This window comes from Falsiroseomonas sp. E2-1-a4 (assembly GCF_051433165.1).
Taxonomy (GTDB): domain Bacteria; phylum Pseudomonadota; class Alphaproteobacteria; order Acetobacterales; family Acetobacteraceae; genus Falsiroseomonas.
Genome location: NZ_JBHMFS010000001.1, coordinates 229,901 through 244,157, shown reverse-complemented (window position 1 = coordinate 244,157; position 14,257 = coordinate 229,901). Strand labels below are relative to the sequence as shown.

At 69.7% G+C, this 14,257-nt stretch carries 14 protein-coding genes; 5 read left to right on the top strand and 9 right to left on the bottom strand.

All coding sequences use genetic code 11. The features are described from left to right. Window positions 1-136: 136 nt before the first annotated feature. From ACFHNC_RS01230 to ACFHNC_RS01200, 7 genes are all read right to left on the bottom strand, one after another. Complete coding sequence (locus ACFHNC_RS01230) at window positions 137-787, bottom strand: DUF1194 domain-containing protein (protein WP_437167377.1); 651 nt, start codon at window positions 785-787, stop codon at window positions 137-139. Window positions 788-982: 195 nt separating this feature from the next. Continuing rightward, on the bottom strand, window positions 983-1,990 hold the full coding sequence (gene holA / locus ACFHNC_RS01225; protein WP_437167376.1) for a DNA polymerase III subunit delta: 1,008 nt from the start codon (window positions 1,988-1,990) through the stop codon (window positions 983-985). Between the two features lie 6 nt (window positions 1,991-1,996). Further along, window positions 1,997-2,575, bottom strand: coding sequence for an LPS assembly lipoprotein LptE (gene lptE / locus ACFHNC_RS01220; RefSeq protein WP_437167375.1), 579 nt, complete (start codon window positions 2,573-2,575; stop codon window positions 1,997-1,999). Next, entirely contained in the window at window positions 2,541-5,174 is a 2,634-nt protein-coding gene (leuS, locus tag ACFHNC_RS01215) for a leucine--tRNA ligase (RefSeq protein WP_437167374.1), read from the bottom strand. The genes lptE and leuS overlap by 35 nt, the downstream gene beginning before the upstream one ends. A gap of 24 nt (window positions 5,175-5,198) precedes the next feature. Next, window positions 5,199-5,744: a DUF3576 domain-containing protein gene (locus ACFHNC_RS01210; protein ID WP_437167373.1), complete on the bottom strand. Its 546-nt coding sequence runs from the start codon at window positions 5,742-5,744 to the stop codon at window positions 5,199-5,201. Between the two features lie 158 nt (window positions 5,745-5,902). Beyond that, window positions 5,903-7,114 (bottom strand): porin, encoded by a 1,212-nt coding sequence (locus tag ACFHNC_RS01205; protein ID WP_437167372.1) that lies wholly within the window; start codon window positions 7,112-7,114, stop codon window positions 5,903-5,905. Between the two features lie 206 nt (window positions 7,115-7,320). Beyond that, window positions 7,321-7,926 (bottom strand): thiamine phosphate synthase, encoded by a 606-nt coding sequence (locus tag ACFHNC_RS01200; RefSeq protein WP_437167371.1) that lies wholly within the window; start codon window positions 7,924-7,926, stop codon window positions 7,321-7,323. Between ACFHNC_RS01200 and ACFHNC_RS01195 the strand changes: the two genes are divergently transcribed. Next, a complete protein-coding gene (locus ACFHNC_RS01195) occupies window positions 7,925-8,611 on the top strand; it encodes a YggS family pyridoxal phosphate-dependent enzyme (protein ID WP_437167370.1) in 687 nt (228 codons plus the stop codon). The genes ACFHNC_RS01200 and ACFHNC_RS01195 overlap by 2 nt on opposite strands. A 6-nt stretch (window positions 8,612-8,617) precedes the next feature. Here the strand turns inward: ACFHNC_RS01195 and ACFHNC_RS01190 are convergent, their stop codons facing one another. Continuing rightward, window positions 8,618-9,175 (bottom strand): histidine phosphatase family protein, encoded by a 558-nt coding sequence (locus tag ACFHNC_RS01190; RefSeq protein ID WP_437167369.1) that lies wholly within the window; start codon window positions 9,173-9,175, stop codon window positions 8,618-8,620. A 176-nt stretch (window positions 9,176-9,351) separates the two neighbouring features. Between ACFHNC_RS01190 and ACFHNC_RS01185 the strand changes: the two genes are divergently transcribed. Continuing rightward, complete coding sequence (locus ACFHNC_RS01185; RefSeq protein ID WP_437167368.1) at window positions 9,352-10,032, top strand: Tim44/TimA family putative adaptor protein; 681 nt, start codon at window positions 9,352-9,354, stop codon at window positions 10,030-10,032. A 96-nt stretch (window positions 10,033-10,128) separates the two neighbouring features. After that, window positions 10,129-11,163 (top strand): murein transglycosylase A, encoded by a 1,035-nt coding sequence (mltA, locus tag ACFHNC_RS01180; RefSeq protein ID WP_437167367.1) that lies wholly within the window; start codon window positions 10,129-10,131, stop codon window positions 11,161-11,163. Window positions 11,164-11,214: 51 nt separating this feature from the next. Here mltA and hemE read toward each other — a convergent pair whose 3' ends face one another. Then, on the bottom strand, window positions 11,215-12,261 hold the full coding sequence (hemE, locus tag ACFHNC_RS01175) for a uroporphyrinogen decarboxylase (RefSeq protein WP_437167686.1): 1,047 nt from the start codon (window positions 12,259-12,261) through the stop codon (window positions 11,215-11,217). Window positions 12,262-12,738: 477 nt separating this feature from the next. Here hemE and ACFHNC_RS01170 point away from each other — a divergent pair, with 477 nt between their 5' ends. After that, window positions 12,739-13,626, top strand: coding sequence for a pyruvate, water dikinase regulatory protein (locus tag ACFHNC_RS01170; protein WP_437167366.1), 888 nt, complete (start codon window positions 12,739-12,741; stop codon window positions 13,624-13,626). Further along, complete coding sequence (locus tag ACFHNC_RS01165) at window positions 13,626-14,252, top strand: Maf family protein (protein ID WP_437167365.1); 627 nt, start codon at window positions 13,626-13,628, stop codon at window positions 14,250-14,252. The genes ACFHNC_RS01170 and ACFHNC_RS01165 overlap by 1 nt, the downstream gene beginning before the upstream one ends. The last annotated feature ends 5 nt before the right edge of the window (window positions 14,253-14,257 follow it).

Here is a 14,257-nt window from a genome sequence, read left to right as displayed (position 1 = left end):
GGCACGCGCCATCGCGCTCAGCAGCGATCGTTCGCGACCGCTGCGCCGGACCTTGCTGGCTGTCCTGATGCGGGGAAAACGCGCCATGCTGCGCTGCGGTTCCAAGCGAGACCGCAATGGTGGCAAGTGGATAAGGCTAGGCCTGGCGCAGGCCCGGCTCGGCGGACAGGCCGGCGATTTCCCGGATCAGCTTGCGCCGCACCGCCTGGCCGAAATTGTCGAAATTCTCCGCCGCGATCATGAAGGCGCCGGGCCCGCCGATCACGCTCTCCCGATAGTAGATGTCGAGCGGGATGGGCGGGCGGCGGCCGAAGGTCGGGCGGTCGTTCAGGATCGGCAGGCCGTTGATGGTGATGCCTTCCGCCACCGCCCGGTCACGGGCTTCCTCCGCCGGCGCGCCGCTGTTGTTGACCCCATCGCCCGACACATCGATCACCCGGCGCGTCGCCTCGAAGGGGCATGCCGCCAGGGTGCTGCGGGAGAATTCGATGGCCGCGGAGATCGAGGTCCACGACAGCGACACGCGCGGCGCCTCCGCCAGGGCCGAGGCCCAGCTTTCCGCCTGGGCCTGGTTGCCGATGCGGGTCCAGGGCAGCACCAGGCGCTGATATTCAAGACCCGCCCATTCGACATAGGCGACGGCGATCGCACCGGTCATGCCGCCCCGGATCGCCTCCACCAGCCGGGGGTCCGTCATGGCGCTGCGGTAGCCTTCCCGCTGCAGCCGGGCCTCATCCTCATCGACGGAGCGGCTGATATCCACGGCGAGCACCAGCGCCACATCCACAGGATCTTCCGCCCGGGCACCGGCGGGTCTTAGAGCGGCCGCGGCACCCGCCGCGGCAAGAAGGGACCTGCGGCGCATCCGCGACCTCCCGCTGCATGAACGAGCATCATGCAACCGCACCGGGAGGGGCCGGTTCAAGCGGGAAGATATTTTTCTTCCAGCCGTCTTGCGCCCCGCCTGTTCCGCCAGAGCGGATCAGCGGCGGGCGTAGGCGGCAGCCTGGCGGGCCAGCGCGGCGATGCCGGCGCGGGCCAGCATCTCATGCACCTCCCGGAACGCGGTGGTCTTGGTGCGGCGTTCGGCCTCCAGCAGCGCCGCGCCCTGGGCCTCGAGCGCCGCCAGCGGCCAGATCCGCAGCGCCCGGTCGAAGGCGGGCTTGTGGCGGAAGAACACCGGCGGGCGCAGCACCCCGGCATCGCCGGCCAGTTGTGCCTCATGCAGCCGCTGCACGTGGCGCAGTGTGGCGCGCACCACCATCACGGCATTGGCCCCCTCCGCGAAGGCGGCATCCAGCGCGCGGTCGGCGGCCTGGGCCTCACCAGCGGTCGCGGCCATCAGCGCCGTGTCGAGATCCGACGTCGCACCATCCGCGACGCAGGCCATGGCCGCGGCCTCATCCACCCGGCCCTCCGGCCCGGCATGCAGCGCCAGCACCTCCACCGCGCGGCGCAGCAGCATGCGGTCCTCGCCCAGCCGTGCCGCCAGCCAGGCGAGCACCGGCGGGTCCGCCTGCACGCCCTGTTCGCGCAGCAGCCGGGCGATGGTGCCGGCCAGTTCCTCCGGCCGCTCGCGGTAGCAGGGCAGCACGGCCACATCCGGCGCGGCTTCCGCCATGGCGCGCAGCTTGGACCGGGCGGTCATTTCGCCACCCTCCAGCAGCAGCAGCGTATCCCCGGCGCCGGCCAGGGCGTCCTTCAGCGGCGTGGCGTGCGCATCGGTCGCGTCGCGCAGGCGGATCACGCGGCGGCCGCCGGTCATCGCCAGGGCCGCGGCTTCGCCGGCCAGGGCGCCGGGGCGGGCGGCTTCCTCCCGGCTCAGCTCCGCCAGGCGGAAGGGGTCCGGCGTGGGGCCGAGTACCGCGTGCATCAAGGCTTCCGCCCTTTCGCGCGCCAGGCCGGCATCATCGCCATGCAGCAGCACGGCGCGGGTGGCGCCGGGGTTGGCCAGGAAGCCAGCAATCCGCTTGGGGTCGAGCTTGGCCATCCCGCCTCAGCGGATGGCGGGCGTCAGCCCGGCGGCACCGGCTTCCCGCCGGCGGAAATCCACCGCAATGCGGGTCACCACCAGTTCCGCCAGCAAATCCGCCAGCCGCTGTTCCGCGAATTCGCGGCTGCTGTCGGAGGCGAAGAACTGGTTCGGCGGAATGTTGTAGGCCTCGGTGGCGCGCTCGGTGCCGGTCGCCAAAGTCTCGCGCGGCGGGCCGATGCGGGCGAGCAGCCAGTTGGCGGTGCCGATGACGCGCACGCGGGTCGGCGTGCCGTCGCGCTGGATGCCCACGCCCTCCGCCTGCTGGGCGGGTGCCACCTGCAATTCATACAGCGGTTGGGCCGGCCCACCGATGGACTGACCCATACGCTGGGTCAGCGCGCGGCGCAGCAACTGTCCGAAGCGTTCCTGGATGAGGGCGACGCGGATCTGCGACAACTCCGTCCGCACCGCCCCCGAGCTACCGCCGCCATAAAGCGGCCGGAAGCCGCAGCCGCCCAGCGCCAGCAGGCCCAGCCCGCCGAGCAGCCCGCGCCGCGAAGGGGATTCAGACGACGTAATTGACCACCCGCCCCGGAACATGGATTCGCTTCTTCACCGGCTTGCCGCCAAAGGCACGCTGCACGTTCTCCTCCGCCTCGGCCAGGGCGAAAATCTCCGCCTCCGGCGCGCCGACGGCAACCTCGATGGTGGCGCGCAGCTTGCCGAGCACCTGCACGGCCAGCGTCATCGTCTCCGCCTTTACCAGGACCGGGTCGGCTTCCGGCCAGGGAAGTTGGGCGACGAGGTCCGGCGCGGCGGGGTTGAGCAGGGCGAAGAGCTCCTCCGCCAGATGCGGCATCATCGGGGCGGTGAGGCGGGCCAGGGTTTCCAGCGCCTCCCGCCGCGCTTCGCCCATGCCTTCGGCCGTAGCCTGGGCCTCGGCGTCGCCAATGGCGTTGGCGAATTCATGGATGCGGGCGACGGCGACATTGAACGCAAAGCTGTCCAGCGCCTCCGTCACCGCGATGATGGTCCGGTGCGTCACCTGGCGCAGCTTTTTCGCAGCGCCAGCCGCCTCGGGCATCGGCGTTCCAGGTGCCGGCAGGGTCGGCAGGGCATTGCTGGCCAGCCGCCAGACGCGCTGGGTGAAGCGGAAGGCCCCGGCGACGCCGGATTCCGTCCATTCCATGTCCCGCTCGGGCGGGTTGTCGGACAGGATGAACCAGCGCGCGGTGTCGGCGCCGTATTTGCCGATGATGGCGCCCGGGTCCACCGTGTTGCGCTTGGACTTGGACATCGCCTCGACCCGGCCGATGGTCACCGGCTCTTGGCCGCCCTTCAACGTCGCGCTGCGGCTGCCATCGGCGGCGAGGCTGAAATCCACTTCCTCGGGATACAGCCAGCGGCCATCCGGGCCCTTGTAGCTTTCATGCTGGACCATGCCCTGGGTGAACAGCCCGGCGAAGGGCTCCTTCACGTCCAGGTGGCCGGTGGCCTGCATCGCCCGGGTGAAGAAGCGGCTGTAGAGCAGGTGCAGGATCGCGTGCTCGATGCCGCCGATATACTGGTCCACCGGCAGCCAGGCATTCACCGCCGCCTGGGTGACGGGCTCGGCGGCGCCGGGGGAGCAGAAGCGGGCAAAATACCAGGAGCTGTCGACGAAGGTGTCGCAGGTATCCGTCTCCCTGCGCGCTGCCGCGCCGCAGGAGGGGCAATTCACATGCTTCCAGGTCGGGTGATGATCCAGCGGATTGCCGGGGCGGGAGAAGTCCACATCCTGCGGCAATTCGACCGGAAGTTGGTCCTCCGGCACCGGGACGGCACCGCAGGCATCGCAGTGGATGACCGGGATCGGGCAGCCCCAATAGCGCTGGCGGGACACGCCCCAGTCGCGCAGGCGCCAATTGACCACGCCAGTGCCCTGGCCCTGGGCCTCCAGCGTCTCGATCGCCGCCCGCTTGGCGGCTGGCACCGGCTTGCCGTCCAGGAAGTCCGAGTTGAACAGCGTGCCGTCATCGGTATAGGCGGCGCCATCCAGCGCGAAGCTCGCCGGGTCGGCCCCCGGCGGCAGCACCACCGGCTTGATGGACAGGCCATATTTCGTGGCGAATTCGAAGTCGCGCTCGTCGTGGCCGGGGCAGCCGAAGATGGCGCCGGTGCCGTATTCCATCAGCACGAAATTCGCGATCCAGACCGGGAAGGTCTGGCCCGGCAGGAAGGGATGCGCCACCCGGAAGCCGGTGTCGAAGCCGCGCTTCTCCGCCTGCTCGATCGCCGCCTCGCTGGTGCCCATGCGGCGACATTCGGCGATGAATTTTTCCGCGTCCGGATTCGCGGCGGCGGCCGCGGCGGCCAGGGGATGCTCGGCGGCAACCGCCATGAAGGACATGCCGAACAGCGTGTCCGGCCGGGTGGTGAAGACCTCGATTTCCGACGTTTCGGCAACCGGCTCCGTCAGCGGGAAACGCACCCGCGCGCCCTCGCTTCGGCCGATCCAGTTGGACTGCATCAGCTTCACGCGCTCAGGCCAGCGGTCCAGCCCGCCCAGCGCCTCCAGAAGGTCCGGCGCGTATTTGGTGATGGCCAGGAACCACTGGGACAGCTTCTTCTTCTCGACCAGCGCGCCGGAACGCCAGCCGCGGCCGTCGATGACCTGTTCATTGGCCAGCACGGTGCCGTCCACCGGGTCCCAATTGACCCAGCTTTCCTTGCGCTCGACCAGCCCGGCCTTCCAGAAATCCAGGAACAGCTTCTGCTGCTTGCCATAATAGGCGACGTCGCAGGTGGCGAATTCGCGGGACCAGTCCAGCGAAAGGCCCATGCGCTTCAGCTCGGTGCGCATGGCGGCGATGTTGTCGTAGGTCCACTGGCCCGGATGAATGCCGCGCTCGCGTGCGGCGTTTTCCGCCGGCAGGCCGAAGGCATCCCAGCCCATCGGGTGCAGCACCAGATGGCCGCGAGCGCGCTTGTAGCGCGCCACCACATCGCCCAGCGTGTAGTTCCGCACATGACCCATGTGGATCTTGCCGGAGGGGTAGGGGAACATCTCCAGCACATAGTACTTGCTGGCGCCCTCGGGCGGCACGTCCGGCACGGCAAAGCAGCCGCGGCGGTCCCACTCAGCCTGCCAGCGCGGCTCCGCGGCGGCAAAATCATGCCGGGCCGGCTGTGGCTGGCCAGGTTCTGGTGTCGGCGACATTTCGTTCATCGTGCTGAGCCGGCGCTACCGCGCGGCGGCGGTGGATTGCGCGCGCAGTTCCCGCGCCCGGGCGAGCACTTGGTCCTCAAGCTCCGAGGCGGTGCCGGCGGAAACCGGCGCCTCCACCCAGGCATTGCCGCGCAATTCCTGCCGGAACAGCGCCACGCGCACGCCATCCGAGCGAAGCTGGCGGCCGAGGATATAGGCGGTGGCGCGGAAACGCTCGCTCGGGTTGCCCGGCGGCGAATACCAATCCGTGATCAGCACCCCGCCGAAGGGATCGGCGGAGGACAGCGGCATGAAGGACAGCGTATCCAGCGCCGCGCGCCAAAGGAAGGCATTGACGCCGATGCCGACACCACCCTGGTCGGCCGCGCCACGCTGCTGGCTGCGATCCGTGCCGAAGATCAGGATGCCATCGCTGCCACCGAGGCGGCCTCGCACCTGGTCCCGCCGGCGGTCGGAACTGTATTCGTCGAGTTCGGGTGTGCGGAGATTGCCGTCCATCGAGCTGCACGCCACCAGCAGCGTTCCGGTCAGGCCCAGCATCATCAATCGCGTCAGGCGCATCTTTCCCATCCCGGCCCGGCGGGGGCCCTTTCTCAGGATGGTCTTACCCTTCCGGCGCCCGATCGCAAAGCCGGGGGAGGGCGGGCCGGAGTGTCGCGCATGAAAAAGGGGTAGCAGGTTGCCCTGCTACCCCCTTCAGGCTCGCCGATCCGGAAGGATCAGAAGGCCAGGCGCGTGCCGATGATGAACACGTCGATGTCGCGGTTGCGGCGCGAGATCGAGGTCGGGTTCGCGGCGTTGTTGGCGATGTTCTCGTCGTCGACGTTCGTGTAGTTCGCGAACATCTCCAGGCCCGGCGCGACGGTGTAGACGGCGCCGACGCCCATTGCACGCTGCTCACGGTCGGCCAGCGCGCCGCCGTTGTCACGCTTGCCGAGCGAGTAGAAAGCGCCGACAGCGATCGGGCCGGTGCGGTAGGTCGCGCCAACCGTCCAGTTGCTGGAGTTCCCGAGGCCCTCGCGGATGCCCGCGCGGCCCATGGAGCTGCCGGCGTACTTGCCCCACACATAGTGGCCACCGACGGTGAAGCCCATGGCGGACAGGTTCAGGCCGGCCTGGTAGGCATTCGGGTTCTGGATCTGAACCGCGCCACTGTGCGCGTCAGGCGCATCGCCGCGCATCGCGGAGAACGCCGCCGCCACGCCGACATTGCCGAAGGAGCCGCGGTAGCGGATCGCACCGGACAGTTCGTTGCGGATGGAGCCGGCGTTCGGGTCGCGCTGCAGAACGGTGGAGGAACCACCGATCAGGAAGTTCTCGCCCTCGTACTGGCTCGGCGCAAAGCTGACGCCGAAGTCGAAGCCGAAGAACTGCGGGGACAGGTAGATGATCTTGGTGGCGTCGCTGCCGTCGTTGATCGTCGACAGGATGTAGCGGGTGCCATCGGCGTTCGGCGCGATAAACTCGTCCCAACCACCGGATTCACCGAGGTTCGTCACGCCCGGGGCGGCAACCTTCAGCTGGTCGGCGGCGCTGTCCTGGTCACCAAACTGCAGGGTGCCCATGGTCGGGGAGGAGATGAAGCCCCACATCTCGTCGGTGTCGATGGCGGTCGAGGACGTGTTGTTGGCGTCCATCTGCAGCTCGATCTCGGCGCCGTAGGACAGGCCATTGGCCGCCTTGCCGCGAACGATCACGGAGATTTCCATGTCGGAGCGGAAATCGAACTTGGAACGGCTGGCAGTCTCGTTCGGACGACCCGGAGAAGTCAGGGTCACGGCGCCGCTGTCAGCGCTGTCGTCGATGAAGCCGCCGGTGAACTCGAAGTAGCCGCCCACGCGAACCGTCGGAGCCGTCTGCGCCTGGGCGACAGTGACGCCCATCAGCGCGGCGCCGACCACGGCGGTGGTGCCCAGCAGAATCTTGCGCATATCTAAAAACCTCCTCCTGCGCCGGGTGGCCCCCGGCATGCGACGACCCGCCTGCCCCCCTCGGCAGGACGCCGCCACCAGGTTCCCCCCCGGTAGCAGTCAGGTCCGGGGCGGATAATGATCCGTGCAAGCGTGACAGGGCAACGGCGCAGCGGCGCGTGCCGCGACTTCCTTGAGACACTGTGGCGAAATGGCCACAAGCCAGATCAGCGCCGCAACGCGCCGATTGCGGCCAGGCCTGCGAGCCATTGGCGCGGCAGCCTTCCCGCCGTGGCGTCCCCAACACCGCCCAGCGCCACCGCCGGCCGTCCCAGCCCCGCGGCCAATTGACCCCAGCGCAAGGCCCCCAGCCCTGGCGCACCAGGGTGGCTGGCCGTGGCGAAGGCCGGGGAGACGAAGCCGAAATCCGCGCCCAGCCGCCGCGCCCGCCGCACTGCGGCGCGCCCATGCACCGCCAGCGACAGCCGCGCCCAGGGCGCGCCGCGCCGCCGCGCCGCCAGGAAGGCGTTCAGCCGGGGTGGGTCCGCGCGGTCTGGCAGGTGCAGGCCGCAGCGCGTGCGGAGCGCCGTTGCCGGATCGCCGCCCAGCAGCAGCACCAGGCCCCGTCGCCGCACAATATGGCGCAGACGCGCCAGAACCGGCGCCTTCAGGCCACGGGCCAGCACCCCGGACCCGCGCGGCAGGCGCGCAGCAGCGGTACAAGGGTCCGGCAGGCGGACCGGGTCCGTCACCAGCCAAAGCCGGGGGATCGGACCGCGCAGGTCACGGCGCGGCTTGAGCCGGCGCGACCAGCCCTCTAGCGTCCCTGCCATGCCGCATGACCTCCCCGCCGATCCGACCATCGCCGCCAATCTCAGGCAGATCCGCGACAGGATCGCCGAGGCCTGTGCCCGTGCCAACCGGCCGCCCGGCGCCGTCTCCCTGGTTGCCGTTTCCAAGACCCATCCCGCCGCCGCGGTCGAAGCGGCGCTGGCCTGTGGCCAGGTGATCTTCGGCGAGAATCGGGTGCAGGAGGCGGAGGGCAAGTTCCCCGCGCTTCGCCCCGCCTGGCCCGCACTGCGCCTGCACCTGATCGGCGCCTTGCAGACCAACAAGGCGCGGGAGGCGGTGCGGGTCGCCGATGTGATCGAAAGCCTGGATCGCCCGAAGCTCGCCCTGGCGCTGCGCGACGCCATGGCGCGCGAGGGCCGCCAGCCGCGGCTGCTGGTGCAAGTCAATACCGGTGACGAGCCGCAGAAGGCCGGCATCGCCCGTGCGGAGGCGGATGCCTTCATCCGCCTCTGTCGCGAAGAACACGGCCTGCCGGTGGACGGGCTGATGTGCATCCCACCGGCGGAGGACGACCCACGGCCGCATTTCGCCTTGCTGGCGGCGATGGCCGCGCGGCACGGCCTGGCCACCCTCTCCATGGGCATGAGCGGCGACTTCGAGGCCGCGATCGCCGAGGGTGCCACCCATGTCCGCGTCGGCTCCGCGATCTTCGGGCGCCGCGACTGACGGCCCTCAGTGGTGTTTCCAGGACACCTCGGTCAGGGCCGGCTCGGTCGGGTCGCAGCGCAGCCAGGTGCCGTTCGCGACGGATTGGCCCGTCATCGCCAGAATGAAGCCCCAATGCGCGACAACCAGCGTGCTGGACCAATCCTCCAGCGCCGACATCTCGCCACGGAACAGGGCGGCGCGCGCCAGCACCTGGTCCGCCGGTTCCTCCTGCGCCGGCCACCACACTTCCTCCACATGGCGGAAATCAAGATGTGGCCATTCGGCGGATAGCGCCGTGGTGGGGCTACCGATGTCGCAGGTGAAGGCATAACGTTCCCGCACCAGCGGCTGCACCAGCACATTCAGGCCCAGCCTGCGGGCCAGGGGTTCCGCCGTCTGCAAGGCGCGGCTGTAGGGGGAGGCGATGATGCGCGTGATGCCCTGTGCCGCCAGCGCCTCCGCCGCCTGCTCGGCCTGGCTGTGGCCGAGCGGCGTGAGGCGCGGGTCGGGGATGCCGGGGTCACGTCGCGTTGCGCTGAAGTGCAGGTTGAATTCGCTCTGTCCGTGGCGGAGCAGGATCATCGGCTTGGCAGCTCCCGAAGGGCATGGGGGGATGGTGGATGCAGACGCGGGAACAATTCGCGGCGGCATTCGGGCGTTCAAGGGGATCTATTGACGCTTCAAGCGCATCATTGGTGGTGAAGGCGTTGCGAGGGGGCAGAGGCCGCCTTAAGTGAGTGCTTGATGAGGAGTTGGCAATGTCGGGCGGCTTTCCTGTCGATCTGATCCTGTTCGCAATGGTCGCGGCCTTTTTGGTGCTGCGACTGCGGAGCGTGCTCGGCCGTCGTACCGGCTACGAGCGTCCGCCGCGTGAGGGTGCGGCACCCTATGATCCGCGTGGTCCGCGCCCGGTGGGTGAGTCGGACCAGCCGGAACTGCCGCCACCGGCCGCCGCCAGTACCACGCGCCATGTGGTGCCGGACGCGCGCACGCCGGCCGGCCAGGCGATGGCCCGCATCAAGGGCGTCGACCCGTCCTTCGAACCGCATGGCTTCCTGAACGGCGCCGAGGGCGCCTTCCGCATGGTGGTGGATGCCTTCGCCCGCGGCGACCGCGAGACCCTGCGCGCGCTGCTGGCCGATGACGTCTATGGCGGCTTCGAGGGCGCGATCACCGCCCGCGAACAGGCCGGTGAGACGCAGCGCTCCGAAGTGCGCGCCATGCAGGAGGCCGGGATCGAGGCCGCCGACCTGCGCGGCTCCACCGCCGATGTCACCGTCCGCTTCGTCAGCGACCAGGTGAACCTGACCACGGCGAGCGATGGCAGCGTCTCCGCCGGCGCCGAGGCGGTGACCGAACTGACCGACATCTGGACCTTCCAGCGCGACCTTGGCAGCGAAGACCCCACCTGGCGCCTCGTCGCCACCCGCTCCGCTTAGTTTCGAGGCGCTGCCGCGGTCGTGTGGCGGAGGTTTCTCTGGGCCGGCCTTGTTGGGCTGGTGGGATGTGCGGAGCCGGTTCCCTTCCCCCGGCAGGTGAGCTTTGCCGAGCTGCCGGGATGGGCCGAGGATAGGCTGGAGGCAGCGCTTCCGGCCTTTCGCGCAAGCTGCGCCGTTCTGGCGCAGCTGCCAGCAGACCGGACCCTGGGTGGAGAGGGCGCGCTGGCGCGGAACGCGGGGGATTTCGCCCCGGCCTGCGCCGCGGCCGCAACCCTGCCGGCCAGCCCGCCAGCGGCGCGGCATTTCTTCGAAACCCACTTCATCGCCTATGCCGTGGGCGAGGATGTGCTGACCGGCTATTACGAGCCGGAGCTGCGCGGCAGCACCCGCCGCCACGGCCCCTATCAGACCCCCCTGCACGCCCAACCACCGGAGCTGGTGCAAGTCGATCTCGGCCAATTCGCCCAGGACCTGCGCGGCCGGCGCACCGCGGGCCTGGTGCAGGATGGGCGACTGCATCCTTTCGCGGACCGCGCGGCGATCATCGGCGGCGCGCTGGATGAGCGCGGGCTGGAGCTCGTCTGGGTGGATGACCCGGCCGATGCGTTTTTCCTGCAGATTCAGGGCTCTGGCCGCATAAAGCTGGCGGAAGGCGGCGTGCTGCGCCTCGGCTACGCCGCCCAGAACGGCCACCCCTACTACGCCATCGGCCGCGCCCTGGTGGAGAGCGGCACCCTGACGCGGGAGACGGTCTCGATGCAGGCGATCCGCACCTGGCTGGCCAGCGCCCCACCCGAAGACGCCGCGGCGCTGATGAACCGCAACCCGAGCTACGTCTTCTTTCGCCCCCTGACGGAGCTGCCGCCGGAGGCAGGACCGCTGGGCGCGCTGGGCGCCCCGCTGACGCCCGGGCGGTCGCTCGCGGTGGATCGCACCCGCACACCGCTCGGCGCACCCGTCTGGGTGGCGGCACAGGCGCCGCTACGGCGCCTTGTGATGGCCCAGGATACCGGGGGCGCCATCCGCGGCGCGGCACGGAGTGACCTGTTTACCGGGTGGGGGGATGCGGCGGGGGCGGAGGCGGGGGGGATGAGGGATCGGGCGGCGTTGTTTGTGATGGTGCCGCGGTAGGATTGGCCGGGGAGAAGGTATTCTCCCCGGGCCCCTCATCTATTTTTGGGACTAAAGGCCCGCGCGGACGATGCGGACGAGATGGGCGACATGCTCGGGGGGGGTCACCTTCTCGATGCCGTGGCCCAGGTTGAACACGAAGGGGCGGCCACGCATCGCGGCCAGGATCTGGCGCGCCTCCGCCTCCATCGCATCGCCGCCGACAATCAGCGACAGCGGGTCGAGATTGCCCTGCAGGCCGACCGTGGGCGCGACCGCGCTGGCAGCGAAACGCGGGTCCATGGAGGTGTCCATGGCGACCGTGTTGACGCCGGTGCGCAGCGTGTACTCGCCGATCAGCGGCCCGGCCAGGCGCGGAAAGCCGATGATCGGGATGGAAGGATGCAGCCGCTTCAGGCTGCGGACGATGGTCGCGGTCGGCTCGATGACCCAGCGGCGGAACTGCGCGGGGGGCAGCAGGCCGGCCCAGCTATCGAACAGCATCAGCGCCTCGGCCCCCGCCTCGGCCTGGGCCAGCAGGTATTCGGTGGTCGCCTCGACCAGGGTGCGGATCAGCTTGCCGAACAAGGCCGGGTTGCCATAGGCCATCTGCCGCGTCGTGGCGAAATCCCGGCTGCCATGGCCCTCGACCATGTAGCAGGCCACCGTGAAGGGGCTGCCGGCGAAGCCGATCAGCGCGGTCTTCGGGTGCTGCGCCTCCAGCGCCGCGCGCACCAGGCGCACCGTCTCCAAAATCGGGGCAGACCGTTCCCGCACGGCGCCCACTTCCAGAGCATTCACCGCGGCCAGGTCGCGCAACGGCTCAAGCTGAGGGCCCTCGCCCTCGGCAAAGCGCAACGGCTGGCCCATGGCCCAGGGGACCATCAGGATGTCGGAGAACAGGATGGCGCCATCCATGCCGTAGCGGCGGATCGGCTGCAGCGTCACCTCCGCCGCCATCTCCGGCGTGGTGCACAGCTTGATGAAGCCGCCGGCCTCGGCGCGGATCTCGCGGTATTCGGGCAGGTACCGGCCAGCCTGGCGCATCAGCCACATCGGCGGCGGCCACACCGCCTCCCCGGCCAAAGCGCGCAGCAGCGGTTTCCCGGGCGCATCCATGGTCGTCATGCCCGCTGTCTCTGCCGTCAAACCCGCCTCCCGTGGCTTTGTCCCATCGCCCTCTGCCTAGGGCACAGCCGCCGAAACGCCAATTCCCCAATAAGAAGAAAGAATCCTAAAGAGTCTGTGGCAGTAGTAGGGGCCTGTGCACGATGGGGATTACGGCTCGCCCGCTTTTCATCCACAGGCCTGTCCCGTGCAGAGTCGGGGTGCAAGCGGCTGAATCGCCTCGGTGAATCGGATTACCCCCGGAAACGCTCCGCAGCCGCGGCGATTCATCCCGTGTACCGGCGCTGAGACGGTTGTCCCCGCTGCGCCGTTCGCATGGCCGGCTCGGGCAAAGTTCTCCCCAGCATCCACCGTTTTCCCCAGGCCATTTGGAGCCCCACCGCCTTCCGCCGTGCCGCCCTGTCATGCGCCGCCGCCATGCGGTAAGCCGGAAGCTTGGGGAAACCACCCGGAGCCAGGCGCATCACCATGCCCAGCCGAACGATCAACCTGCACCTCGTCTCCGACAGCACGGGGGAGACGCTGAATTCCATCGCGCGCGCCACCCTGTCCCGCTTCGAGGACCCGCATGTCATCCATCATCGCTGGTCGCTGATCCGCTCCCGACTTCAGCTCGACCGGGTGCTGGAGGGGATCCAGTCCGAGCCCGGCCCGGTGCTGTTCACCCTGGTGGATCGCAGCCTGCGGCATGCGCTGGAGGAACATTGTCAGCGCCTGCACATCGAATACATGTCGCCGCTGGAGCCGGTGATGGAGATGCTGCAGCAGGCCATCGGCGCTCCGGCGCGGGAAAAGCGCGGCGCGCAGCACGTGATGGATGCGGACTACTTCCGCCGGATCGACGCCATGCACTATGTGCTGGCCCATGATGACGGCCAGGGCACCGCCGGCATCGCGGAGGCCGATGTCTGCATCGTCGGCGTCTCCCGCAGCAGCAAGACGCCCACCTGCTTCTACCTGGCCAATCGCGGCATCAAGGCGGCCAATGTGCCGCTGGTGCCCGGCGCGCCGCTGCCGGTGGAACTGGAAACCGCGCCCTGCCCGGTGATCGGCCTGCATATCGAGACCAATGCGCTGATCGAGATCCGCCGCCACCGCCTGAAGCTGATCGGCGCGCATGGCGTGCATCACGACGCCACGGATTATGTGGACCATGAGGCGGTGAAGGCGGAAATCCAGGCCGCCCGTCGGCTCTGCACCCGCTATGGCTGGCCGGTGATCGATGTGACCCGGCGCTCGATCGAGGAGACGGCGGCCACCGTCCTGCAATTGATGGAGGCCTGGCACGCCCGCCGCGGCGCGCGGCCGCCGGAGCCGCCGCGCCCGACTGATCCGGCCGCCGGCCTGCCCGCCTGATGCGGCAGGCGGCGGAGCCGGCCCTGGTGCTGGCCAGCGCCTCGGTCACGCGCCGGGCGCTGCTGGAGGCGGCCGGGCTGCGCTTCGAGGCAGTGGCCGCGGCGGTGGATGAGGCCGCGATCAAGGAAGCTGCCCAGGCGGAGGATATCCCGCCCGCCGAGGCCGCGATCATGCTGGCCGAGGCCAAGGCCATGCGCGTGGCACGCAAGCGGCCGGAGGCGCTGGTGATCGGCTGCGACCAGCTTCTGACCTGCACCGATGAAGCCGGCGTGCCGCGCTGGTACGACAAGCCGGAAGATATGGCGGCCGCGCGTCGCCAGCTTTTGGCCCTGCGCGGCCGGCGGCATGAGCTGGTGACGGCCACCGTGGCCTGGCGCGGCGGCCAGCGCATCTGGCAGGACGTCACCACCCCGCGCCTGACCATGCGGGATTTTTCCGAGGATTTCCTCGACGCCTATCTGGCCGCCGAGGGCGATGCGGTGCTGTCCAGCGTCGGCGCCTATCGGCTGGAAGGGCCGGGGGTGCATCTGATGGCGAAGGTGGAGGGTGACCATAGCGCCATCCTCGGCCTGCCCCTGCTGCCCCTGCTGAGCTTCCTGCGCCAGCACCGCCTGCTGGGGACCTGAGTCTC